Source organism: Iodobacter fluviatilis (genome assembly GCF_004194535.1).
Classification (GTDB): Bacteria; Pseudomonadota; Gammaproteobacteria; order Burkholderiales; family Chitinibacteraceae; genus Iodobacter; species Iodobacter fluviatilis_A.
The window spans coordinates 602,738-627,423 of sequence record NZ_CP025781.1 but is presented as its reverse complement, the minus strand read 5'-3'; the positions used below and the strand labels follow the sequence as shown (position 1 = coordinate 627,423).

General features: G+C 46.0%; 23 protein-coding genes, 3 tRNA genes and 1 pseudogene. 26 read left to right on the top strand and 1 reads right to left on the bottom strand.

What is annotated here, in order from left to right; all coding sequences use genetic code 11:
* The first annotated feature begins 15 nt into the window (after positions 1-15).
* The 5 genes from C1H71_RS02600 to C1H71_RS02580 are packed head-to-tail and all read left to right on the top strand — an operon-like array spanning position 16 to position 3,622.
* Entirely contained in the window at positions 16-657 is a 642-nt protein-coding gene (locus C1H71_RS02600; protein ID WP_130105179.1) for a DedA family protein, read from the top strand.
* Positions 654-1,550, top strand: a complete 897-nt coding sequence (gene bioC / locus C1H71_RS02595) for a malonyl-ACP O-methyltransferase BioC (protein ID WP_130105178.1) — start codon at positions 654-656, stop codon at positions 1,548-1,550. Before C1H71_RS02600 ends, bioC begins: the two co-directional genes overlap by 4 nt.
* Positions 1,547-2,257, top strand: a complete 711-nt coding sequence (bioD, locus tag C1H71_RS02590) for a dethiobiotin synthase (RefSeq protein WP_262488374.1) — start codon at positions 1,547-1,549, stop codon at positions 2,255-2,257. The genes bioC and bioD overlap by 4 nt, the downstream gene beginning before the upstream one ends.
* Before the next feature lie 19 nt (positions 2,258-2,276).
* Complete coding sequence (locus C1H71_RS02585) at positions 2,277-2,846, top strand: SCO family protein (RefSeq protein ID WP_130105177.1); 570 nt, start codon at positions 2,277-2,279, stop codon at positions 2,844-2,846.
* A 20-nt stretch (positions 2,847-2,866) separates the two neighbouring features.
* Entirely contained in the window at positions 2,867-3,622 is a 756-nt protein-coding gene (locus C1H71_RS02580; protein WP_130105176.1) for a flagellar brake protein, read from the top strand.
* Positions 3,623-3,850: 228 nt separating this feature from the next.
* Here C1H71_RS02580 and C1H71_RS02575 read toward each other — a convergent pair whose 3' ends face one another.
* Positions 3,851-4,741: an NAD-dependent epimerase/dehydratase family protein gene (locus tag C1H71_RS02575; RefSeq protein ID WP_130105175.1), complete on the bottom strand. Its 891-nt coding sequence runs from the start codon at positions 4,739-4,741 to the stop codon at positions 3,851-3,853.
* Between the two features lie 11 nt (positions 4,742-4,752).
* Between C1H71_RS02575 and C1H71_RS02570 the strand changes: the two genes are divergently transcribed.
* The 21 genes and pseudogenes from C1H71_RS02570 (at position 4,753) to sicA (ending at position 24,686) form a co-directional block, all read left to right on the top strand.
* The gene (locus C1H71_RS02570; protein WP_130105174.1) at positions 4,753-5,775 is read left to right on the top strand and encodes a CDP-6-deoxy-delta-3,4-glucoseen reductase; all 1,023 of its coding nucleotides are present in this window, start codon (positions 4,753-4,755) and stop codon (positions 5,773-5,775) included.
* Between the two features lie 52 nt (positions 5,776-5,827).
* Positions 5,828-5,903, top strand: a tRNA-Thr gene (locus tag C1H71_RS02565).
* Positions 5,904-5,963: 60 nt separating this feature from the next.
* Positions 5,964-6,039: transfer RNA gene (locus C1H71_RS02560), tRNA-Thr, on the top strand.
* A 48-nt stretch (positions 6,040-6,087) separates the two neighbouring features.
* Positions 6,088-6,163: transfer RNA gene (locus tag C1H71_RS02555), tRNA-Thr, on the top strand.
* A 534-nt stretch (positions 6,164-6,697) separates the two neighbouring features.
* A complete protein-coding gene (locus tag C1H71_RS02550; RefSeq protein WP_130105173.1) occupies positions 6,698-9,310 on the top strand; it encodes a hypothetical protein in 2,613 nt (870 codons plus the stop codon).
* A 660-nt stretch (positions 9,311-9,970) separates the two neighbouring features.
* Entirely contained in the window at positions 9,971-10,627 is a 657-nt protein-coding gene (locus tag C1H71_RS02545) for a hypothetical protein (protein ID WP_130105172.1), read from the top strand.
* 105 nt (positions 10,628-10,732) lie between these two features.
* A pseudogene (locus tag C1H71_RS02540) lies at positions 10,733-11,077 on the top strand (DDE-type integrase/transposase/recombinase); the annotation flags it as partial.
* A 460-nt stretch (positions 11,078-11,537) separates the two neighbouring features.
* On the top strand, positions 11,538-12,167 hold the full coding sequence (locus C1H71_RS02535; RefSeq protein ID WP_130105171.1) for a helix-turn-helix domain-containing protein: 630 nt from the start codon (positions 11,538-11,540) through the stop codon (positions 12,165-12,167).
* Positions 12,164-13,861 (top strand): type III secretion system outer membrane ring subunit SctC, encoded by a 1,698-nt coding sequence (gene sctC, locus C1H71_RS02530; protein ID WP_130105170.1) that lies wholly within the window; start codon positions 12,164-12,166, stop codon positions 13,859-13,861. The genes C1H71_RS02535 and sctC overlap by 4 nt, the downstream gene beginning before the upstream one ends.
* A 136-nt stretch (positions 13,862-13,997) precedes the next feature.
* Complete coding sequence (sctW, locus tag C1H71_RS02525) at positions 13,998-14,960, top strand: type III secretion system gatekeeper subunit SctW (RefSeq protein ID WP_188053539.1); 963 nt, start codon at positions 13,998-14,000, stop codon at positions 14,958-14,960.
* A gap of 39 nt (positions 14,961-14,999) precedes the next feature.
* Positions 15,000-17,060, top strand: a complete 2,061-nt coding sequence (locus C1H71_RS02520) for an EscV/YscV/HrcV family type III secretion system export apparatus protein (RefSeq protein WP_130105168.1) — start codon at positions 15,000-15,002, stop codon at positions 17,058-17,060.
* 15 nt (positions 17,061-17,075) lie between these two features.
* On the top strand, positions 17,076-17,480 hold the full coding sequence (locus C1H71_RS02515; protein WP_130105167.1) for an InvB/SpaK family type III secretion system chaperone: 405 nt from the start codon (positions 17,076-17,078) through the stop codon (positions 17,478-17,480).
* Complete coding sequence (sctN, locus tag C1H71_RS02510; protein WP_130105166.1) at positions 17,480-18,769, top strand: type III secretion system ATPase SctN; 1,290 nt, start codon at positions 17,480-17,482, stop codon at positions 18,767-18,769. Before C1H71_RS02515 ends, sctN begins: the two co-directional genes overlap by 1 nt.
* Positions 18,753-19,208, top strand: a complete 456-nt coding sequence (locus tag C1H71_RS02505) for a type III needle complex assembly protein (protein ID WP_130105165.1) — start codon at positions 18,753-18,755, stop codon at positions 19,206-19,208. The genes sctN and C1H71_RS02505 overlap by 17 nt, the downstream gene beginning before the upstream one ends.
* Entirely contained in the window at positions 19,196-20,353 is a 1,158-nt protein-coding gene (locus C1H71_RS02500; protein WP_130105164.1) for a SpaN/EivJ family type III secretion system needle length determinant, read from the top strand. The genes C1H71_RS02505 and C1H71_RS02500 overlap by 13 nt, the downstream gene beginning before the upstream one ends.
* Positions 20,350-21,246, top strand: a complete 897-nt coding sequence (locus tag C1H71_RS02495) for a FliM/FliN family flagellar motor switch protein (protein ID WP_130105163.1) — start codon at positions 20,350-20,352, stop codon at positions 21,244-21,246. Before C1H71_RS02500 ends, C1H71_RS02495 begins: the two co-directional genes overlap by 4 nt.
* Positions 21,236-21,895, top strand: a complete 660-nt coding sequence (locus C1H71_RS02490; RefSeq protein ID WP_130105162.1) for an EscR/YscR/HrcR family type III secretion system export apparatus protein — start codon at positions 21,236-21,238, stop codon at positions 21,893-21,895. The genes C1H71_RS02495 and C1H71_RS02490 overlap by 11 nt, the downstream gene beginning before the upstream one ends.
* Before the next feature lie 27 nt (positions 21,896-21,922).
* Positions 21,923-22,183, top strand: a complete 261-nt coding sequence (locus tag C1H71_RS02485; RefSeq protein ID WP_130105161.1) for an EscS/YscS/HrcS family type III secretion system export apparatus protein — start codon at positions 21,923-21,925, stop codon at positions 22,181-22,183.
* Positions 22,183-22,947, top strand: a complete 765-nt coding sequence (sctT, locus tag C1H71_RS02480) for a type III secretion system export apparatus subunit SctT (RefSeq protein ID WP_130105160.1) — start codon at positions 22,183-22,185, stop codon at positions 22,945-22,947. Before C1H71_RS02485 ends, sctT begins: the two co-directional genes overlap by 1 nt.
* On the top strand, positions 22,948-24,033 hold the full coding sequence (locus tag C1H71_RS02475) for an EscU/YscU/HrcU family type III secretion system export apparatus switch protein (protein ID WP_130105159.1): 1,086 nt from the start codon (positions 22,948-22,950) through the stop codon (positions 24,031-24,033).
* 155 nt (positions 24,034-24,188) lie between these two features.
* Positions 24,189-24,686, top strand: coding sequence for a type III secretion system translocator chaperone SicA (sicA, locus tag C1H71_RS02470; RefSeq protein WP_130105158.1), 498 nt, complete (start codon positions 24,189-24,191; stop codon positions 24,684-24,686).

Here is a 24,686-nt window from a genome sequence, read left to right as displayed (position 1 = left end):
TTAAAGAGAGAAAACATGGAATTCAATCCAGTAGATGTTTTTCTGCACCTTGATGTGTATTTAGCCGAGATTATTCGCCAGTATGGCAACTGGGTGTATGCCCTATTATTTTCGGTTATTTTTATTGAAACCGGTGTTGTAGTGATGCCATTTTTGCCGGGTGATTCATTACTCTTTGTGGCAGGCATGTTGGCGGGTGGCGGCCATATGAATTTATATCTATTGATTGGCTTATTGTTTAGTGCTGCCGTATTGGGTGATGCGCTTAATTACACCATTGGTCGATACTTTGGGCATAAGCTATTTGCAAATAAAGATTCTAAAATTTTTCGCCAAGATTATTTACAAAAAACCCATGCTTTTTATGAAAAACATGGGGGTAAAACGATTATTTTGGCGCGCTTTGTACCTATTGTTCGTACCTTTGCGCCCTTTGTAGCGGGCATGGCAGAGATGAGTTATCGCCGTTTTGTGATGTTTAATCTTATAGGTGCGGCAGTTTGGGTACTGTCTTTGCTTTACGCTGGTTATTTTCTTGGCGGCATTCCTTTTATTGCTAAAAATATTGGCTCGATTGCCATTGCTTTGGTGTTAATTCCTGCATTACCCGTAGTGATTGAGTTTATTAAAATGAAATTTGCAAAGGCAGAGGCATGAGCCAAGCGTTTCACACAGAAAAAGCCGCCATGCGGGCAGCTTTTGATAAAGCGGCCAGGAGCTATGATGCGGCGGCGGTGTTGCAACGCGAAGTCGCTGATCGCATGTTCGAGCGCTTGGATTACATCAAGGTGAATCCAAGCGTGGTATTAGATGCAGGCTGTGGCACGGGCTACTGTGCACCACAATTACGCCAGTTGTATAAAGACGCTCAGTTAATCGAGCTGGATTTAGCGCCTAGCATGTTACAAGTAGCAAGAGCCAAAGAAGGTGGCGGTTTAAAAAAGCTATGGGCCTCTATACGTGGCCAAGGCGCGGTTTATCTTTGCGCCGATATTGAGTCGCTTCCATTAGCGAATGAATCGGTCGATGTGATTTGGTCCAGTCTGACCTTGCAATGGTGTAATGAGCCAGATGCTGCGTTTGCAGAGTTTACCCGCGTGTTAAAGCCTGGTGGTTTATTGATGTTTGCTACCCTTGGGCCAGATACCTTAAAAGAGTTACGCGCGTCTTTTGCGGCGGTGGATCAAGCCCAGCATGTGAATCGTTTTATTGATATGCACGATTTAGGCGATGCTTTGGTGAAAAATGGTTTAAGTACGCCAGTGATGGATATGGAATACCTCACCATGACTTACGATAGCGCCAAGGCGGTGATGCAAGACCTAAAAGATATTGGTGCGCACAATGTGGTGCAAGGCCGCTCGCGTGGCTTGTTGGGTAAGAGAGCATGGCAAAAAGTGGTGGCTAAATATGAAACATTTCGTGCTAATGGCGTGTTGCCGTGCACCTATGAGGTGGTCTACGGCCATGCATGGAAGCCTTTGAATAAACCGGCAAGAAAGAGCGCCGATGGCAGCCAGATTATTGAATTTAGGCCAAGGCAAGCATGATAGAAGCACGCTACTTTATAACCGGCACTGATACCGATGTCGGTAAAACCATTGCCACTGCCCAGCTATTACGTGCCTTTGCTGCGGCAGGGCACGTTGCGGTGGGAATGAAACCCGTAGCGGCGGGCTGCGAGTGGCGCAATGGCCAGCTTTATAATAGCGATGTTGCCGCCCACGCTGCGGCATCTAGTATTCAAGCTCCTGCTGCTTTAGTTTGCCCGTATCTGTTTGAAGCCCCGATATCACCACATCTGGCCGCCAGGGAGGAGGGGCGGAGTTTAGATTTGGAGTATATCGCTTCTGCCGCTCATCATTTACAAGCATGGGCAGATGTGGTGCTGGTAGAAGGAGCGGGTGGCTGGTTTGCACCCTTGTCTGATGAGTACAATATCGCCGATCTTGCTGTGCGCTTACAGGCCCCCATTATCTTGGTGGTAGGAATGCGCTTGGGATGTTTAAATCATGCTTTATTAAGCGCGAAAGCAATTTTGGATAGTGGCTTAAGGCTAGCTGGCTGGATTGCAAATCAGATTGATCCCAAAATGCAACGTTATGCAGATAATATCGCTTATTTGCGAGCGAATTTGCCCGCGCCTATGCTCGCAGAAATTGCCTTTCAGCCGAATGCGCAAGATTTAACTTTGCCTGCACAAGCAATTACGCTACTTGCTTGTGGAGCGAGTGCAAAGCAAGCTATAAACAATTAATATAAGGAAAATAAAATCTATGTTGAGAGCTTTATTGTGCATGCTATGTTTTGTTTTGCTCTCAGCTTGCTCAAAGCCAGAGTATCAAGGTAGTGATATTAGTGGTGCTTCGCTGGGTGGGGACTTTGCTTTAATGGATCACAAAGGTAAGGCGCGTACTTTGGCGGATTTCAAAGGTAAGGTTGTGGTGATGTTTTTTGGCTATACACATTGCCCCGATGTTTGCCCAACCACGATGATTGAATTAAAAAACGCAATGCAGCAATTAGGCAGCAAGGCAGATCAGGTTCAAGTTTTATTTGTTTCTGTCGATCCAGATAGAGATACACAACAAGTATTAAATCAGTATGTCCCCGTTTTTGATTCGCGATTTTTAGGCCTTACAGGTAACGCAACACAATTAGCTGAAGTGGCAGGGCGTTATAAAATCATTTATCAAAAACAAATGAGCAGCAGCGGGGATTACACGGTTGATCATAGCGCCGGTAGCTATTTGCTAGATAAAAGTGGTAAGCCTAGGGTGATGGTAAGTTATGGGGCTGGGGCAGGTGTCTTTGTACATGATTTAACCCTTTTGCTTAATGAATAATAAATTAAGGCGAGAAATCCGTGAGTGAAAGCGAGCAAATAAGTCCAATACCAGAGGGTGAGGAGATTGGGGCATTTCGGATGACCGCGCCGATGGAGATAGGCGCTGTGCTTCGCACACTGGCTCAGCGTGGTGATTTTATTACCATCTATTTAAATGAAGGGCGTGAGCTGCTGCTATCGCGTATTTTAGAAGTCGACATCAAAGGCAAGACGTTTATTTTTGATGTGGGTGGCAATGCAGCCAGCAATCAAATGCTACTTAACTCTGCTAGGTCACTAGTGCTGGCTGTTCCAGATGGGGTAAAAATCCAATTTGCCGTGGGTATTGTGCGTAATTGCCAGTACCAAGGGGGCCCTGCTTTAACAACGGTTTTTCCGTCTGATTTAATTAAATTGCAGCGGCGCGAATATTATCGATTACCTACGCCCGTGGCGCGGCCTTATCGCTGCCAATTGCCTTTTGCTAATAGCACACACGAATGGCTGAATGTACACGATGTATCTTTAGGTGGAATTGGCGCTTGGGTGCCAAGCGAGCTTAAGCCACAAATAGAAGTGGGCAAAGTCTATAACGATATCCCTTTTGATTTTGGCCCCGCAGGCGTGATGAAGCTTAATTTTGAAGTGCGCTCTTTGCGCCACTTAGAGCAGCGTCCTGGGCATTTTGCTTGGATGGTGGGTTGCCAGTATGTTAATTTAGCAAGGCAGATTGAAGCCAATATTCAAAGGCTGATGGCCCAGCTTGAAGCAGAAAGAAAAGCATTAACTGGCTAGCATCTTTTAACGCCGTGCCCCCCAAAAATGAAGCCAACTCGAAGGGCAGAGTCGGGAAACGGCCATTCACTGCGTTATGCTCCTCGGAAATAACTTGTTATTGCTTTCGTCGCATGCCTTGTGCTTGGTCGTTTCCCAGCTCAGTAAAATTGCGAATGAAACGTCAACATACCCTAATTATTCAAGATAAATTTCAAGTAAAAAAGGGCGAATTGATCGCCCCTTTTTTTATTTGTTGGCTAAAAAATGCCCAACATTTGGCCATTTTAATTGCAAGCGCAAGTCCTGCTTTAAACGGTAATTATTTAAGCGTCGTGATTCATTTAAAAACGACATTAAGCTCGTCGACAATACTGCGGGTGCTTCTGAGCGTTTAATCCGTGGTGGATGCGGCTGGCCGATAGAATCTGCAACTAAATCAAAATAATCTCCCATTTTATGTGGCTGATCATCTGCCACATTAATCGCCCGTAATGTCTTGCCACGAAATAGTGACATGCTAACCGCATGGGCTAAATCATCTGCATGGATGTGATTAGACCAACTATCCTCCGCATGAATTAATGCAGGGGTGGCTTGCATAATTCGCTCTGTGGGTAAGCGATCCGCAGCATAAATCCCTGGAGCACGTAAAATAGCCAGCTTAATTTTTTGTGATCTAGCCCAAGCTTTTAAGCTGCTTTCAGCAGCGACACGGCGAATGGCGCGGGCTGATTGCGCGCGCAGTGGTCGTGTTTCATCCACCCATTCACCCTTGCAATCGCCATAAACGCCGCTGGTGCTGATGTAGGCAAGGTGGCGAGGTGTTAGAATTGCAGACTTATCAACGCCGGTGTAGCGCTCCATCTTGGCGATAAAGCGCTTGCAGCGGATATCCTCTTCGCCATTGGGAGCAGGAGGTGCGCTATAAACCATCCAGCGGGCTAGGCCCGATAAGCGCCGTAGGCTCTTTGGCTGGTCTAGATCGCAGAGTACAGGAATCACCCCTACGCCGCGCAGCTTGGCAGCCGCCTCTGAATTACGCGCGGTGGCATAGACTTTAAAACGATGGGTTAACCAAGGCAGGGCGCGGATGAGCACATCGCCGCACCCTATAATAAGTAATCGATTTTTTCGCATAGCGGATCGCAATGAGCAAGCAACTTACTATTTTACCAAGTGGCCAGCAAATAGCCATGAATGAAGATGAAACTATTTTAGACGCCGCAATGCGTGGCGGCTTTAATATGGCTTACGGCTGCAAAAATGGCGCGTGTGGCTCTTGTAAAGGCAAAGTGATTACGGGGGAAGTCACTCACGGTGATCACGCAGAAAGTGCCTTATCGGCGATGGAGCGTGAAAATGGCTACGCGCTATTTTGCTGCGCCACAACGGACGCTGATATCACGATTGAATGCAAAGAAGTCACTGCCAGCAAAGATATCCAAATCAAAACCCTGCCGTGCCGCGTGCAAAGCATAGATAAAGTTTCACAGGATGTAGCCGTGTTGTCTTTAAAGCTGCCAAGCAGCGAAAAGCTGGTTTTCTTGGCTGGGCAGTATATTGATATTCATACTAAAAATGGCAAAAAGCGCTCGTTCTCGATTGCCAATGCGCCGCATGATGCCGAGTATCTGCAATTACATATTCGCCACGTGGCTGGTGGTGAGTTTTCAGATTATGTGTGGAATAGCATGAAAGAGCGCGAAATCATGCGCTTCACTGGCCCGTTGGGCTCGTTTTTCTTGCGTGAAGATAGCGATAAGCCCATATTGCTGATCGCCACCGGCACTGGTTTTGCGCCGATTAAAGGGATTCTGGAGCACGCCTTTAATAACGGTATTCAGCGCGAAATCGTACTGTATTGGGGCGCGCGTACGCTGGCAGATATTTATATGCCAGAGCTACCCTCCGCATGGCAGCAACAGCACGCCAACTTTACGTTTATCCCTGTCTTATCTGAGCCAAGCGAAAAAGATGCATGGAATGGCCGTACCGGTTTGGTGCATGAAGCGGTGCTGGATGACTTTGGCAGCCTAGCCGGTTACCAAGTTTATGCCTGTGGCGCACCGGTTATGGTGGAAGCGGCTTACACACATTGTGTTTCTCGCGGCTTGCCTAGCGATGAATTTTTCTCTGATGCCTTCTTTACTTCCAAGGACTTAGCTAAATAATTGAAGTACGGGCTTGCAAAAATAGGCCTGATCAATTAATCTGCGTGCCTTCGCCGATGTAGCTCAGTTGGTAGAGCACCTGACTTGTAATCAGGGGGTCGCGAGTTCGATTCCTGCCGTCGGCACCAAGTATTTAAAGAGTAAGCTAAGGCGTACTTTGCAGTAATATATAGTAGAAAAGTTTTATTGCCGATGTAGCTCAGTTGGTAGAGCACCTGACTTGTAATCAGGGGGTCGCGAGTTCGATTCCTGCCGTCGGCACCAGTACTACAGTAGTAAAACCTAAGCTTTTTTAGGTGTTGTATAGTTTATGCCGATGTAGCTCAGTTGGTAGAGCACCTGACTTGTAATCAGGGGGTCGCGAGTTCGATTCCTGCCGTCGGCACCAAAGAATATAAGGGTTTCAGCTTCTTAGCTGGAGCCCTTTTTTCTTTTCATCCCGCACAATCCCAATATTTTTTCCTTCCCTTTCTGCCTTATATTTCTTTGCGCATTTATACCTGTCATATTTGAGCGCAATCTGCCGCTTCTGTTTAGACATGCAGCAGCAAGGCGGGGTAGAGCGATTCTGTTTTCTCAGTAACAATGGGTTTGTGCTTCTCTTGCTAGCCGGCAATGGCGCAAAGTTCACTTCGGCATCCATGTAGAAAGTCTTGACATCGGTACTATTGACGTCCTGGCAATAAAATGGCCATGCTCATCGTGGTTAATGTAGGGTTTTTGATTGTGATCGTTTTTTGTAAGTAATGATATTATTTGTTATGTTTAATAAATAAAGCTACTTGTTGTTCATATTGTCGTTTATGATTTTTGATCATTCCTATTGGATAACACTTAAATATGTTTTCTTTATCATGGCTTTGTATTTCAGGTTGGCATGCTTGGGTTTATTTTGGTGTTTTATCGGATATTGGAGGTCGTAATGAGGGAAATCAATAGGATTACACAAGAGTCTGTATTAAATCATTCTCTTGCTTTAAAGCAATGCAATAATGAAGCTACTTCTATTGTGCGTCAAAATTCGGCCGCTTTGCCTGTTGAGTTAAGTGCGGCTTATGCTGTGTGCATGCCTCAGGCCATTAGGGCTGAACCAGCAATACTGATTAATGATAAAACTCGTATTCAACGAGATGTATTGTTGCAAGCTTTAAGGGGTATGGAGCGCACATTGATGCAGCAATCTGATCCCTTACATCCAAATATCAAGCGCAGTTTTCTATTTTTACGAGGGTCAGCGAGTTTAACCTTACAAACAAAACCGCAGAGTGAGCTCGTATCACTTATTAAAGAGTTACATTCTAAAAGCGAGCAGGTGCTTGATATTAAAGAGTGTGCAATGTTATCGCTGCAAATGGAGCGATTGGCTCGCTTATTACCTGCAAAAGGTTTTTTACCGGAATTAAGTAAGCGCTTGGGTGTATTAGGCTCTGCTGCTTGGGCTGAGCAGGCAAGAGAGGCTGCTGAGCAGCAATTGTTGCATCAGTTTAAAGCTTTTGATCAACCAGGCACTAGCCGTGAACGGCGGGGAGGCGTGTCGGTTGGCGTCGGATTTGGGCTGGATGGAGGGGCAAAAGCGAAGGTCGGCTTAGACTTTTTATGTGCGAAAGGGATGGACAACGATGATGAGGGTTTCGTTTTTCAGAATAAGTCCTTTTCGTTGACTGCCAGTGCAGGGGCCAAGCTCGGATTGAGTGGTGTTGCAACGGTAGGCGCGAGCCTTAAAGGCAAAACACAGGTGCTTCACTTTCATGAATACAGTAGTGCTAAAGCGTTTGTTCATATAAATGCACATCAATTGCAGCATGCATCGCGCCGTGAAACGCTGAAACAAGGGTCTCGCACCATTATTGGTGCTTTATTAAAGCTGATGCGTAAAGGGCATGGTAATGAGCTGCAGGCTTACCGGCAGCTGCAACAGCAAGTGAAGAACCAGCAACAAAGACTTTCAGTGTTGCTGGGTATGGTAGGGACTCCGACTTGTTCAGATGGCCTATCTGGCCTCTCTCAGCAGCAAGCAGGATCAGGGAATGCTTATAGCGCAAAGGGGAGCGCGCAAGTGCGAGCTGATATGGAGACGGCTCGTGTAGGGGCTGGCGCCCAAATAAATATAGAAAAAATTATTATTGAGGTGGAATCGCAAACGCAATTTTGGGATAAGCTTAAAGATGGGGATGACAAGGTGGCTGTGGATGAGACGATTGCTCACCAGCGCCTAAATGCACTAAATGAAAAGTGTTTCAGTATGTTGGGCGAGGATAGAAATCGTAAACCACTGTCCCGGTTATTAGCGTTAGCTGATGCGTCTACAGAAAACATAAATGATATTGATGAAGTAAATAACTTGCCTGTTAAGACGCTGCATCAAACGCTTCATGTTTTGGAGACCGAATTTGATCATTATTGTGCCGTAATTCAGCAGCGGGATATAAGTAAACCTCATTTAAAAGTGAATGTGATTGAGGATTCTATTGCCCGTAGTTGGCAAGGCAAGGGCAGAGAAGAGGTATTTGCCAATATGGCACTGTGCCATGCTGTGCTGGGTAGCGCTCTGCTAAAAAAACAACAGCCAATGGATGAAGTTAATCGCCTTGTAGCTCGGCTTCATGAACCACCAGTTAAGCATAATTCAGCTCGTTTGCTACAGCTCTCTAGTTTTTGCGACAAGGTTAATTTAGAAATTCGTGATCGCAGTTATGCGCTTGATATTGGTGGTGGCGTGGCGTCTTTTGGGGTGAAAGTAGAGGCCTCATTAACCGAACGTGAGCGAATTCATCACAATCCAATGCGAGATGGTGAATACAAAGATTTGCGTATTACTGTAAGTGGTAGTGGAAAAGCTTTGTCCTTAGATGGGCTATTAGCTGATTTACTGCCTACATTACAGGCCCAGGGGCTGGGCGCTGCTGATCTTGAAAGCATGACTGCTGGGCTAGAATTAAGCGCGGGAACGACTTTGTTGTTACGTTTTTATAAACCACGTTATCAAACGCTCAAGGAGTTTCCTGCAGAGGCTGCAGCTTATCGTTTGCAATTCTTTCGTGTGAGCCAGTCTTTGGATGTAGCGATTCCCTTGTCAGGAAGCGTACTCGTACAACCTGGGGTAAGTGCAGAACTAGGCCTGACGCTAGGGGAGAGCTTTTCTACTGTTTTGCTGGAGCGCTGGGGAAGCAAAACCTTGAGCGGGCCAATGATGCACTATTTCCATTTGCGCCAGGTAGAAGAGTTGGATGAACGCTGGAAGACGCTATGCACAGCGCAGCATGAGCCATTACAAAAACTCTTTAGCCAGTTAGCTGATCCAGATAGCCCTGTGCATGCTGAAGCTGCATATTTTCTGCGGCAGCAAGAGCAAGAAGGTGAATTAACACTAACAAATCAATTTTTCTCAGCGATGACACAATTTAAACAAGCAGATATACATTCCTTTAACGTGGCTAAAGATGCGTTGGATGCTTTTTTAGAGCGCCAATATCCGCTATGGCAGCTGCAAAAAGGTTCGTCAGCTGCTATTCAAGAACAGCAGCTGCAATATTAGTTTATTAAATAAACCTCATTATTCCACTTGTTCAATTTAATCAACGAAACGCAATGAATCTAAATGGAGTCATTGTTATTGGAGCAAACCAATGCAAACAAGACAACAATAACAGCCTATAAGTATGCTGTGGAATAAGTAAAAAATTTATATACCAATCTGATAATTTAACCTGATTATGTTTTTTGCTCAGCCAAGCGCCCATAAGGGCGTGGCTTGGTTTGAGTAAAGCATGCAGCATGTGTGGATTAAGAGCTCTCCCTAATTCACAACCCCTCAGATCGTCCGAATTCATGCCATACGGATTGCTAAATCAAGGGGGCCTGAGCAAGAGACATAATTAGGTAATTTAATATAAAAACGTTTAATTACCCAGTCCTAGCATACATTTTAAAAAGGTCACTTGGCTTGAATACAGTGTAATTTCAGAAGTTAATTTATTAATGGCCTTGCCAAATTTATTGCAGAATGCGCATAGTCGGTAGGCCAAGCGTTTGGTGGGCATTGATTATCATTTCGCGAAAGCCGATAAGGTGTGATTAATTTATTTTATCCTGTTTAGTGCGGCTCAATTAAAAAAAACAAAAGAGCGAATTCTGAAAGCTTGCTGATTCATTATAAGAAATGATGAAGCCCTTTTATCCATAATTGAGTATTATTATGCCAGTTTCAGCATCATCTAATGTGCCTTATCAATCAATGAGGGCGATGTGGGAGTCGAAAACTACCGCCCTCCCCGAACAAAAAGCACAGCGTCTCACGGGTTCACTAGTGACAGTGCGCTCCTCACCAAAAGAATTATCTGCACCAGAAAAAACGACATCTAAACAGCTAAATGACACGTTATCAACTACAAAAAAACCCAGTAAACCTCATTTAGGTGAGAATATACAAAGGCTAATGGAGAACAAGGCATTTAAAGATGCATTAGAAAACACAGCAGGGAAAATAGCGCCTAAAAAAACGCCTGTTACTATCCATGCGTTGCAAAAAGTACCGTCTGCCCCTGTCGAAACCACCCAAGCTGTGACTACCTTGGCAGCAAGCAATTCGATTAATCAGAGTGCGCCATTTCTGCAAGCTCCACCCCCACCTCCACCTCCTCCGATGCCCCAAGCAACAAAACCCGTTGCTGGCGAGACTAGACAGTGGGCCACAATTATTCCGGCAGGGAAAGATCAGATTCAAACATTACTTGAGGACAACAAATCTACTCGTAAGAATATTGTTAAAAGAGATGACAAAGAGGTATCTATGATGAGTGAATTACAAGAGCTCTTATCTAGACGTCAGCAGTCCTCTGCCCTATCCGACTAACTGCTTTCGCTGTCTTGTGTGTGGTGGGGGGCTGATTGTTTAACAGACTGAAGTTGCTCGTGAATTCGACAATTAGCCCCAATCGGGAGTTTTTATTAATTGATCATGTCGGCGACGATGCCGGCGGATTTGGTTTGCCGCGCCTTGAGGATGGCGATTGGCGCGAGAAAACCCGCGGTGGGGCTGATGGTGCACTCTCGATAGTGGCAGCCAATATGCCAATCACGAATATCAAGCGCTGCTCAAGCAACACGGCATGGTGTGCAGCATGAGTCGCAAAGGCAATTGCTGGGATAACGCGGTGATGGAGCGTTTCTTCCTGAGTTTGAAAATGGAACGCGTTTGGCATCGGGATTACGCCAATCATTGGGAAAAGACATCACCGAGTACATTGTAGGTTTCTATAACTGCATGCGATTGCACTCAACTCGAGGCACAAGCCACCGATGATTGACGAACAAGAAATGGCAGCAAAAAACCGATCTTGGGGTCTGAAAATACTTGACCACTACACAATTGCGAATGAAACATCAACAGACCCTAGAGTACGGGGGAGATGGATAATAATTTCAACGAGGTTTAGGCAGTACAAATCATCTAGCAGCTTGCCATAACTGACTTTCAAAAATTTTTGAAAACGCCGCCTGCTAATGCGGCGATTTTTTTGTTTAGCTATTCAAGCCAGCATCAGATTTTCATCAGGATTTCATTTGGAGGTCCGGCGATACTCCACTAATCTTATCTGAGGCCTGCCGTATGTGCAGTGATGGCGATGAGCGAAAACGAGATGTTGAATAGCGCTTTTACTTTGGAGGTGGGTTTTAGTACTCAGGTTCAGACACAAGCGCTTTGGTGGATAGAATGTGGTGACGCTGGCTGCTCATTAAGGTTATCTGGTGACGGACAGATCATGCCCATTGTTTTACCTGCTGCTTGGCGTGGCGTATTGGTTTTAGATCGTCTGTGCTTAGAGGTAATAGAAGGCGCTGCGCGTTGTCAAGAGGTGCGTTTGCTTGTGCTGGCCAAATTACAGGCTTTTATTGATGAGTCTCAGAATATAGAGCCGCCAGTCGCAGATGTATTACGTTGGGCCTATATGCCGCTGACGGATGCTTCGCCCTTTGAGGGGCGGCGTGCTGTTGAGGGATGGTTGCTTGGGCAAACCCTGCTTGGGCATGAAAATTCTTTGAAGCTGGTTTCCTTGTTGCGGCGTACTGAATGCTATTGGCTGATCCGTTTTTTGTTGGCGGAGTCGTTGGCAGGGGGAAAGGTGCAAGACTTGGGCGAGCGTTATGGTGTGTCGTGCTCACACTTTCGTCGCTTGTGTCGTAGTGCGTTAGGGCATGCGGCCAAAACAGAATTGCGAGATTGGCGAATGGCGCGTTCATTGCTGGAAGCGGCACAAAGCCGAAAAAGTTTAACTGAAATTGCTTTAAGCAACGGTTATGCATCGTCTTCGCATTTTTCCAATGAGATCCGAGTGCTACTTGGTGTTTCTCCACGTGAGTTGTCCAATATTATGAATGATGCCATCAAATGAAGCAGAGTCAGTTAAACGGTAAATTAGTGTGCGGTGCTTTGCTGTTAGCTTTGGGGCAGGGGGCTGTTGGTGCAACGGCTTTGCCGGTAGAGCGGGGAGTTGAGCAGCAAGGGTATGTGGCAAAGCAGGATGGCTTGAGAACATTTTTCGATGCTATTTCTTCTCGCTTAAAGAAGCCAATTATCTTGAGTAAATTGGCTGTACGTAAGCAGGTGAGTGGTGAGTTTGATTTGGCTAACCCTCAGGCGGTGCTTGAGCAGATGTCACAGCAGTTGGGTTTGATTTGGTATCACGATGGGCAAACGATCTATGTTTATGATGCGAGTGAAACCCGCAACTCCGTAGTTGCACTACGCAATATTTCTTTAAGCTCTTTTAATGCTTTTCTTCGTAAAAGTGGGCTTTATGATCGACGATATCCACTGCGAGGTGATGAGCAAAGCGGGACATTTTACGTGTCAGGTCCGCCGTTATATGTCGATTTGGTATTGAACGCGGCAAAGTTTATGGATAGTCAGCGGAGTGAAATTGACGGGGGGCGGCTGAAAATTGGTGTGGTCCGACTGAATAATACTTTTGTTGGGGATCGAAGTTATGAATTGCGTGATCAGAAGATTACGATCCCTGGCATGGCCTCGGTCATTATAAGTCTGTTGCGAGATGAGAAAAACAGCGTCGATACCCTTGCAGGTAAGTCGGTGGGGGCAGTTGCACCATCGATGCCTGATTTTCCTACGGTTAATAAGCTTGAAGAGTCGGCGCCATACAAGTCTCCGATGAGCTTATCGGATGCGCTGAAACGCGAGCCAGCAGCAGGCAATATTCGAGTGATTGCGAATCCCGATACCAATAGTCTGTTGGTCAAAGGGACCGCCGAACAAGTACGTTTTATTGAAAATCTAGTTGCAGAGCTGGATGTGGCTAAGCGGCATGTTGAATTGTCGTTATGGATTATTGATCTGCAAAAAGATGACTTGGATCAGTTGGGAGTGAATTGGCAGGGGAGTGTAGGGATTGCCAATAAGCTAGGCGTTTCTTTTAATAATCCAGGCTCTTTTAGTACCTTGGATGGGGCACGCTTTATGGCATCTATTTTGGCTTTAAGTCAGGATAAAAAAGCCAATGTTGTTTCTCGCCCTGTCGTGTTGACTCAGGAAAATGTACCAGCGCTTTTTGATAATAGCCGGACCTTTTATACCCAGTTAATTGGCGAGCGCAGCGTAGAGTTACAGCATGTGACTTACGGCACCCTTGTGAATGTACTTCCTCGTTTTTCTGCGGATGGCCAAATTGAGATGTCATTGAATATCGAAGATGGCAGTGAGGTTCCACGAGGCGATTCAGATACTAAAACAGTCTTGCCCACTGTTGGCCGCACACGGATTAGTACTGTGGCCCGTGTGCCTAAAGATAAAAGCTTACTGATTGGCGGCTATACACGTGATGCAAGTACGGACGATTTCGGAAAAATTCCTCTACTAGGTGACCTTCCTTTTGTAGGGGATTTGTTTCGTTATCAGCAGCGAAACAGCTCTAATTTAGTGCGCGTATTTTTAATTCAGCCTCGTCAGATTGAGCAGCCAGCTGAGCGTGATGCCAGTGATCTGGCTGCAGACGTAATAAGTCAACCTGATGCAAATTTTGTGCAACAGGCGGTGCGTAAATACATGGACCGTAGTAATGGAGATCAATAGGCACTCCATTCCACTTTCTGGGCCACGTTTAGCAAGGCATCAGGCCAAGCTGGACGAGAAGCAAGAGGCGGGTAAAAAACAAGTTACTCAGCAAAGTGATAGCCAACAGGAGGTGGACAACACCCCTGCCGACCAAGTGCAAAAGCTTGTTGATTCTTCGGATGAAATGGCTGCCATAGCCACTCAGTTCCGTAGCCGCCGTGAGCTTGAAACAAAGAAAGGACTTTCTGAAAGTTTTGAGCGCGTTCTGGATGAGGATGTTCTGCCCAAGGTGGCGCAGGTAATGAAAGTGGCTCAGATGGGTGGAGTGTCTCTTGAGGAGCTGCTGCGGCAAGCTCAGCAATTGTTTCCTGATGATAGTGATTTGGCTTTGGTTTTGCGTGAAATTTTACGCCGAAAGCAAATGGAAGAGGTTGTTCGTAAGCGCCTGCAAGCATTACTGAAGCATGTAGAAGAGCAGGCGGAACCTAAAAAGCTGAAAAGCGGCATTAATTGCGCTTTGAAGGCCCGCTTGTTTGGGAAAGCCCTGGATTTAAGCCCTGCTCTGTTGCGCGCAAGTTATCGTCAGTTTTTGGAAAACGATGGCGGGGAAATTGATGTCTACCAAAATTGGATCAGTAGTTATGGGTATCAGCGTAGGGCTTTGGTATTAGATTTCATGGAAGGGTCTTTGGTCACGGATATGCATGCACAAGATCCTAGTTGCTCACGGGAAGAATTTAACAATATTTTGGGAAAACTAGGTCAGCTGAAATTGCTGCGTTCCAGTGATGTGTTGTTTATTAAGCGGCTACTGGGCAGCCCTGTTGTATGCAACATTAATGATAGTGAGCCAGCTTGGTTGCTCTTTATGTTGTCCTTATTTCAAGATCCGCTTCGGATTGATGAACTATTGCTGGATGCTGTCGGGGAAAACGTTTTGCTCCATCGCCATGCCCAGCGCTCTTCTTTATTGCAAGTGCTGCATCAGGCTTGTAAATCGTTGCCAGTCGTATTGTTTGCTGATCCGGACGAGGTAATTCCATTACTTAACGAATTTGAAAGGCTGGCTACAGTTGCTCATCGTCTAGAGCAAGTTGAGCGTAGGCGGTCTACATGATGGCAGCTTCTCGTTTACTGATCTCAATGGAAAGACAAAGTGCTGAATAAATTGTTGTACGGTATGCGTTCGCGCCCGGAGCTGTTGATTCTGCTTCTGATGGTGATGATTATCGCCATGCTGGTTATCCCCTTGCCCACGTATTTAGTCGATTTCTTGATCGGCTTGAATATTGTGATTGCTATGTTGGTGTTTATGGGCTCGTTTTATATCGAGCGTATTTTGCATTTCTCCACTTTCCCCGCAATTTTGCTGATTACCACTTTATTTCGGCTTGCTTTGTCGATTAGCACCAGTCGCTTGATTTTACTTGAGGCCGATGCCGGTGAAATTGTCGCGACCTTTGGCCAGTTTGTTATTGGAGATAGCTTGGCGGTCGGTTTTGTTATTTTTGCTATCGTGACCGTGGTGCAGTTTATTGTGATTACCAAGGGCTCTGAACGGGTGGCCGAAGTCGCTGCTCGTTTCTCGCTTGATGGGATGCCTGGTAAACAAATGAGCATCGATGGTGATTTACGGGCAGGGGTGATTGATGCGGATGGCGCGCGCGAACGGCGCAGTGTACTAGAGCGTGAAAGCCAGCTCTACGGCTCATTTGATGGAGCCATGAAGTTTATTAAAGGCGACGCTATCGCTGGCATCATCATTATTTTCGTCAACTTTATTGGTGGTATTGCAGTAGGGATGAACCAGCATGGGATGGACTTCTCTACCGCATTATCTACATACACCATTCTAACTATTGGTGATGGTCTAGTGGCACAGCTCCCAGCGCTACTGATCGCCATTAGTGCAGGTTTTATTGTTACTCGCGTAAGTGGTGAGGGTGACAATATGGGCCGCAATATCATGAGTCAGCTCTTAGGTAAGCCCTTTGTGTTGATTGTGACTGCGATACTGGCACTGGCAGTAGGGATGTTGCCGGGCTTTCCTTTTATGGTGTTCTTTATTTTGGCAACTTTGCTGGGGGGGTTGTTTTATCACAAGCACAGAGAAGCTAAGTTAGGAAGCAAAACCGCTGCTTCTGCCCCGAGAAAAGAAGGTGCTGCCGCAGTTTCTGCAGAGAGTAGTGCCCTGGGGGGGAGTGAACTCTGCCTGATTGATAACTTGGATGAGCTGGCTGCTGAAACATTGCCCTTGGTTTTATTGGTGCCTAAAGCACGGTATGCCTTATTGAATAAAGGACAGCTTGCTGAGCGTTTACGTAGCCAATTTTTCTTGGACTTTGGCGTCAGTTTACCTGCACTGCTGATGCGCTCATCCGATGAGCTTGAAGACAACCGAGCTGTTTTACTGATTAATGAGATTCGTGCTGAAGAGTTCTTGGTTCAGTTTGATTTGCTGCGGGTGGTGAATTATTCAGAAGAAATTGAGCAGCTCGGTATTCGTATTGTGCCCGTAGGGGAAGCCATCTGGGTTGATGTAGAATCCAAAGAAACTTTAAAAAAGTTGGGCTACCAGCTGCGCCCGGCTGTTGATGAGTTATATCAATGCTTTGCAACCTTACTTGCCCATTATGTGAATGAGTATTTTGGTGTGCAAGAAACGAAACAAATGCTGGATTTATTAGAAGAGAAATATCCAGATTTATTGAAAGAGGTGCTGCGCCATGCCACAGTTCAGCGGATTTCAGAGGTGTTGCAGCGCTTACTTTCTGAACGCATTTCTATTCGGAATATGAAACTCATTATGGAAGCCCTTGCTCATTGGGCTCCCCGTGAGAAAGATGTGATTGCACTGGTTGAGCATGTGCGTGGTTCGCTTGCCCGCTATATTTGTCATAAGTTTGCTGTAGGAAATGAGTTGAGAGCCATTGTGGTTTCAGCGGAGATAGAAGATGTGGTTCGTAAAGGAGTTCGTCAGACCTCGAATGGCTCGTTCCTCAACTTGGAGCCTGCTGATTCTGAAGAGTTAATGGATGCTTTTGCCGTTGCTTTGGATGGATTAAGCATTGCACATAAAGATTTGGTGTTGCTGGCATCGGTAGATGTGCGGCGTTATATTAAGAAACTCATTGAAACTCGCTTTCGTGATCTTGAAGTGCTGTCGTTTGGTGAAATATCCGATAGCGTATCGGTTAACGTCATTAAGTCCATTTAATAGAAGGTAAATACTATGTTTGCAGTTGATGTCGCCACCCTAGTTCGTGATGCATTAAAAGAAAATGGGTGTGAACAAATGTTGCAGGGCGACTTAGATAGTCATTCAACCATCGCGCTCGATCTTCATCGTTTACCTAGTATTTATGTTACTAATAAAGATGGAGAAGTTTGGTTGTGGTCGCAGTTGATTGAGCATAACGACAACGTCTTTGATCAATGCTCAACCCGTTTATTGAATGTGTTGATGCAGGGTTGTAGTTTTGTGCGTGGTGAGCAATTGCAGTTGGCGGTGAATGATGGCTATCTAGAGTTAAGGGGCTTATTGCAAGAAAATTCTTTACGCGATGGTCAAAGTTTTTCTGAGGCGCTTGATGGTTATCTTGAGCGGCTGGAACGCTTTGTTGAGGCTGTGCAGTAATGAAGCCTTTACGACTCTTGCGCCGTCAAGCCAATCCATTGCGTTTGTCTGGCCCGATTGTCGAAGCAGTTTTGCCTGGAGTGGTTGTAGGGGAAATCTGTGAGATATACCGGAGCTGGCAGGATTCTATATGTGTAGCTCGTGCTCAAGTGCTTGGTTTCAATCAAGAACGCACAATTTTGAGCTTAATTGGTAATGCTCAAGGATTATCTCGTGAGCTTGTATTGCAGCCTACAGGCGCAGGCTTACAAGTTGAGGTGGGTGATTTCTTACTAGGTTCTGTGCTCGACCCCTCGGGCAAGGTTGTTGAGCGTTTTGTCGAAGCATCAAATGGCAGGAGGGAGTGGCGCTCTATTGAGGCGACTCCGCCAAGTTATGCGGAGCGGGTAGGAATACAGCAGCCTTTTGTCTCAGGAGTAAGGGCCATTGATGGTTTGCTTACTTGCGGCGATGGGCAGCGGGTCGGTATTTTTGCATCAGCAGGTTGTGGAAAAACGATGCTGATGAATATGCTCATTGAGCAGGCGGATGCCGATGTATTTGTGATTGGTTTAATCGGTGAGCGGGGGCGAGAGGTGACCGAATTTACCGAGGAGTTACGCCGATCAGGCCGCCATCATCAGTGTGTCTTGGTTTATGCCACCTCAGATTTCTCTTCTCTGGATCGTTGTAATGCAGCGCTATTGGCGACAACGGTGGCGGAGTATTTTCGTGATCAGGGCAAAAATGTGGTGCTGTTCCTTGATTCAATCACCCGATATGCACGGGCTTTACGTGATGTGGCCTTGGCTGCTGGGCAAGCACCGGCACGCCGTGGCTATCCCGCGTCGGTGTTTGATTCCTTACCTAGATTGCTGGAGCGCCCAGGTCAAACACAGAAAGGCTGTATGACGGCTTTTTATACGGTGCTATTAGAAAGCGACGATGAACCTGATCCTATTGCGGATGAAATTCGTTCTATTTTGGATGGCCATATTTACCTTAGTCGTAAGTTAGCCGCACAAAATCATTACCCAGCGATTGATGTGTTACGAAGTGTGAGCCGAGTCGCTGGGCGGGTAAGTAGTCGAGAGCATCAGCGTCTAGCGAGCGAGCTAAGGGGCGTATTAGCAAGGTTGGAAGATTTACAAGTGTTTCTTGATTTGGGTGAGTACAAAGCTGGAGAGAATGCAGAAAACGATCGTGCAATGAATAAGCGCTCTGCGATACAAGGCTGGTTACGCCAGCCGTTAGATGAAGGGAGTTCATTTGAAATGACCTTGCGAGCGATGCATGAGATTGCTGCATAAGTTAACTGGGTTATTACGGCGTTGTGTGGTGAGTCAGCAGCGTTGTGATACGCGGCTAGCTCAATTGAGTCAGCAGGGGCAGGTATTGTCTGCGGAATTAGATGGCTTAGATGCACAGCGTAGTGCAATAAAACAACTATTGCACTCTCAGCGGCCACAGGACTGCGTCATGAATCGTGGTGAGTTATTTGCGATGCAACGTCGTCTGGCTGTGCTACGGCGGCAATTACATATGCTTGCTTTTCAAGAAGGCAGAGTGCGCGAACAGCTGCAGCTTCTGCAAACAGAAAAAGAGGCTGTTTTATTGCAGCGTCAGTACTGGCTGCGCAAGCAAGATAAATACGAACGCTGGGGGAAAATTCAGCGGCAAGCGTGGCGTTTGTATCAATTACGCCAGGAAGAGTCTGAGGCGCAGGAGCGAGTGACATGGGGCAAATAGTAGCGATAGCAGGGGTAAACGCTGGGGCAGTTGTTGTTTCGGAACCAAGCAGTTTATTAAGTGAGTTTGCTGCTCAGCTCGGTAAACATAAGCAGAAAAAAGACTTAGAGGCGGTCGGTGAAGTCGTAGTGCATCCGCCGCTTTTAGTCGATGAAAAGCCCTTGGCACTGCATCTGGGTAGGAAAACGGCGAATAAGCTACAGGTGCAAGGCGATGAGCATGGGCAAAAAAACGGCACTTCTAGGGCAAGAGTGGATCATTCTTTACCTAGCATGAAAATAGAGTCTGGATCACAGGCTATAGCTGACGGTATGTCGATATTAAATAGCCAGCAGTTAAAGACGGGTAAGTCTCGTGTGCTTTCTGCTCCGGGCACCTTAGTGAGCGAAAGCAACAAAGCAGCAGTAAGGCCAGTTGATATTTCAGCGCCATTACTTGGTTCTATGGGTGTGACTAGCGTTGCAGGTATGCAGGCTTTAAATGATCAGCCGCTCAAGGCGCGTAAGTCTCGTGAGCTCCCTGTCTCAGATTCTTTGGTGAGCGAGAGCAATAAAGTAGTGAGCTCCTCATCAGAAGTTTCAGACACCTTATTTAGCGCTTCAACAGAGAGCTTAGTGAGTAAAGCAATTTCTCCTCCATTAGCCGACGTTGACTCAGAAGCAATAGTGACTGCCGCGCAGGGAGCGCCATCGATGAGTGTGAAAGCCGCCACTCCTGATACTGGCGAAGAAGATTTGCTATCTGCTCAAGAGCAGATGCTTGCAGCATCCTTTGCCAATGGCGAAGGAAATTTTGTATCACGGGCACCTACTAAGGAAGCCCATATTGTAAATTATCGTCCAAAGAGTGAAGAGGCTCTCAGTCAAGGAACGAGCGATGTTGCAGTAGCAGATCAACAGCCTGATGGTCAGATGCTTTATCGTTTTAATCGCTGGGGAGCTGGGCACTCAGTCAGTATTCAGGCGCAGTCACAAGAAGGAAATCGGCAGCTTGAATTGCAACCATCCAATGCCTTTGTGCAGGATCGTTTGCACCATCACTTGCAACAAATTGATAACACTGAGCATTGGACTTTATTGGGTGATTCCGAGCAGCAAAAAGATCAGCAGCAGGGCCAAGACCCGAAGGATGAGGAAAACGAGTGAATGCATTGGGATTGCGCCAGCTAACAAGTACAGAGCATGCTTGGCAGCACGCGCAAAAGTGTTGGCAAGTACAAGGTATTGAGGTGAGCTTCAGCTTGCCAGATGTGGAAGCATGTCATGTTTTCTCTGTTGACGGAGGACGTTGGCAAGGTCTGCTGAGCTTGCACGAATGGCTGTCCTGTGTTTCACCTGCTCTGGCTGAAATATTGGGCTCAACAGGTGATGAGGGACTGTTGCAGGCTCTTTTTATGGCTACTCCTCGCCCTTTGGAATTCACCGCTACTGAGTTAGCTTACGATAGTTTGCAACTTGGTGAAAAAGCCCAGATGCCTGTCTCAGCCATGCCGTGCCTGACAACACCGCAAGGGCGGGTGTGGCTGATCGATATCCCTGCAATGAGGAAAGGTCAAGATAAGGTAAACCCTGCATGGCTGCTTACTTTGCCCTTGCAATTAATATTTGAAATTGGCTACAGCAAGTTGAGCCAGCGAGCAAAAGCACGCTTGGGCGTGGGGGATGTATTACTTATTACCGAAGAAACGCATTGGGTTAAAAGCTGCGATGTGAGGATAGGCCGCTATTGGCAAAATGAGGATGGAATCATGATTGAAAGAGAAGACCAAGCGCATCTTGTTACGCCTACTGAAATCCCAGATTTACTGGCAGAGCTGCCGCTACGTTTGGAATTTATTTTGCAGCAAAGCACGGTCAGTGTGGCCGAGCTGGGCGATTTATATCTTGGGCAATTACTGCCATTGCTTCCAGATGCAGAGAAGCAGATTGAAGTGAAGGCCAATGGGGTATTGATTGCGCGAGGCGAGTTGGTTCAGGTGGATGGTCGGCTGGGTGTGGAATTGTTAGAGATACAGCAAGAGGTTTTGCATGTCGAATGACATTTCGATGATTGCGCTGCTGGCGTTTTCTACGCTGCTGCCATTTCTGATTGCCTCTGGAACCTGTTATATCAAGTTCTCCATTGTATTTGTGATGGTACGCAATGCCTTGGGGCTGCAGCAAGTGCCGTCCAATATGACGCTGAATGGTATTGCTCTACTTTTATCTATGTTTGTTATGACGCCGGTAATGAAAGACGCTTATGACGTTTATCGTGACGACAATATCAACTTTAGTAGCGTTGAGTCGGTTAGCTATTTTGCAGAAAACGGGCTCGATAGTTACCGCAGTTATTTAAAAAAATATGCAGATCCAGAGCTGACTCGTTTCTTTGAAAAAGCACAGGTAGACCGTGCAACACGAGACGGTGAAGTGGTTGTCGTAGATGACAAGCCCTCCATTTTGGCCTTATTACCTGCTTATGCGCTGAGTGAAATCAAGAGCGCGTTTAAAATTGGTTTTTATTTGTATCTCCCTTTTGTGGTCGTCGATATGGTGATCTCCTGCATTTTGCTTGCGCTGGGGATGATGATGATGAGCCCAGTGACCATTTCTGTGCCAATTAAACTAGTGCTGTTTGTTGCGCTTGATGGCTGGACTCTGCTCTCCAAGGGACTCGTGTTGCAATACCTAGACCTTGCGACGTAGATAATCTGGCCCAACAAGGGAAAAAAAATGAATGATCTGGTATTCGCGGGAAATCGGGCACTGTACTTAGTATTATTGCTTTCGGCTTGGCCGATTATTGTCGCAACCATTGTAGGTTTACTTATTGGCTTGTTTCAAACAGTGACTCAGTTGCAGGAACAAACACTGCCTTTTGGTTTTAAATTATTGAGCGTCATTCTGTGCCTGTTTCTGCTCTCAGGGTGGTATGGCGAAACCTTGCTTGACTTCGGTCGGGAAGTTTTCAGGATGGCGTTGGGTCAACACTAGTGCAATACGGTCTCTTTTTTAATGTCCATGATTGGCTGGCTGCCGCCGCACTGGGTTTTGCTCGTGTGGCCCCTATTTTTTTCATGCTCCCATTTTTTAATAGCAATGTGTTGACAGGAGTGATGCGTATTTCGGTTTCAACACTTGTGGCAATGAGCTTGTGGCCTTATCCGCTGGGGGGCTTGCCTGAATTTAATTCTCTCTGGTATTTAGGCATTATTGCCAAAGAAGCCATGGTGGGGGTTTTACTTGGATGTTTACTCACTTGGCCATTTTGGGTTTTTCATGCTTTAGGTAGCATTATCGATAACCAACGAGGCGCAACAATTAGTAGCAGTATGGATCCCGCCAATGGGGTCGACACGTCTGAGCTAGCTAATTTATTTAATTTATTTGCTGCGGTGGTCTATCTGCAAGGAGGTGGCATGTCTCTGTTGTTAGAGGTGATTACCAAGAGTTATCAGCTGTGTGATCCTTTAGGAGATTGCAGCCTAGCATTGCCCCCCATATTGTTAATCCTGACAAAGGTAATGGCTAAAGCATTGGTATTAGCCAGCCCAGTAGTGGCTGCATTATTACTCTCAGAGATTGCTCTGGGCCTATTGTCACGTTTTGCGCCACAAATGAATGCATTTTCAATTTCTCTGACGATTAAAAGTGCAATTGCACTGCTGATTTTGCTTTTATATTTCTCACCGATATTGCCTAGTATGGTTGGTGAGCTTAGTTTGCAGCCTGAAGCGCTGTCTGTTTGGTTTCGCTAAATGTCTTCTGAAAAAACAGAAAAACCCACGCCAAAGCACCTGAAAGATGCTGCAAAAAAAGGTCAGACTTTCAAAAGCCGTGATTTGATTGTCGCTTTGCTGACGATGGCAGGTGTTCTTTATATCGTGTCCGCAGCATCCTTAGTTGAGCTGATGGCGGCCTATAGACAGTTGATTGCAGGCGGTTTTCAGCAGGATATACAAAGTTATAGCGCAGGGATTTTATGGATAGGTGTAAAGCTTATGCTGCCTATTATTCTATTGTGTGTGGTGGCGACCGCTCTGCCTTCATTATTATTCAGTGGTTTTGTGCTGGCGACCGAAGCGCTCAAGCTCAATCTTGATGCACTTAATCCCGTTAATGGCTTTAAAAAACTATTCAGCCTGAGAACAGTTAAAGACCTTATTAAGTCTTTATTGTATCTACTTAGTTTTGCTGTATCGATTTACGTGGTGTGGCACAACAAGCGGGGTCTGTTGTTTGCTCAACTAAGTGGTGGTCCGCTGGATATGGCTGTTATCTGGCGGGAGTTGTTACTTTCCTTTGTACTCACCTGCATGGGATGCATCGTGCTTATTTTAGTGCTGGATGCGCTAGCTGAATATTTTCTTCATATGAAAGATATGAAAATGGATAAGCAGCAGGTTAAGAGCGAGCATAAAGAGCAGGATGGTAATCCGGAGATTAAATCTAAACGGCGTGAAGTCCATCAGGAAATTCTTTCAGAGCAGATTAAATCAGATGTGAGTAATTCAAAGCTTATTATTGCGAATCCAACCCATATTGCCATTGGCATTTTTTATAAGCCGGAAATCATTGGTGTTCCCTTTATTTCGCTTATTGAAACCAATCAGCGTGCATTGGCTGTGCGAGCGTATGCCAAGAAAGTAGGCGTACCTGTGATTCGCAATATTGCATTGGCACGGCGTATTTTAAAGACTCACCGGCGTTACTCATTTATTAAAATTGATGAAATTGAAGATGTATTGCGCCTATTGGACTGGCTTGATCAAGTAGAGAATGCTGACAAAAATGCATTACCTTCGGACCCCCTTTTGGATACCCCTTTGGACGCTCCAAAATAGTTCGTATTTGAGAATTTATTTTACTTACAGAAAATGCTTAATCAAACAGGTCAAAGCGCCCATGGGCGTGAGCGATTCTTGAATGTAGCAAACAATTTATTCATGTTTAATAGCTCATCAGTTCAGTAGGGCTGATGATTAAAGGAGTGAGCTAAATGCGCATTGACGACAGTGCTAGTGAAGAACGTATTGCAGAAATGATCTGGGAGACGGTAAGTAGCGGAGGAACGCTAAAAGATATCCACGGAATTTCCGACGATATGATGCAGGGTTTGTATGCGCATGCTTACGATTTTTATAATAAAGGCCGCTTAGATGAGGCAGAAACGTTCTTTCATTTTCTATGCATCTACGATTTCTATAACCCTGATTACATCATGGGCCTGGCTGCAGTTTGTCAGTTGAAAAAGCAGTTTGAAAGAGCCTTTGATCTGTATTCCGTGGCGTTTGCACTGAGTAAGGATGACTACCGAGCAGTTTTCTTTGCTGGGCAGTGTCAGCTTTTTATGCGCAAAGCGGCCAAGGCTAAGCAGTGCTTTGAACTGGTTTGTGAACAAAGCAGCGACGAAGGGATGAAAGCGAAGGCTCAGGTGTATTTAGACACGCTTGGAAAAACGGATCTCGAGGCGACACAAGAGCAAGAAGAGGAGTAA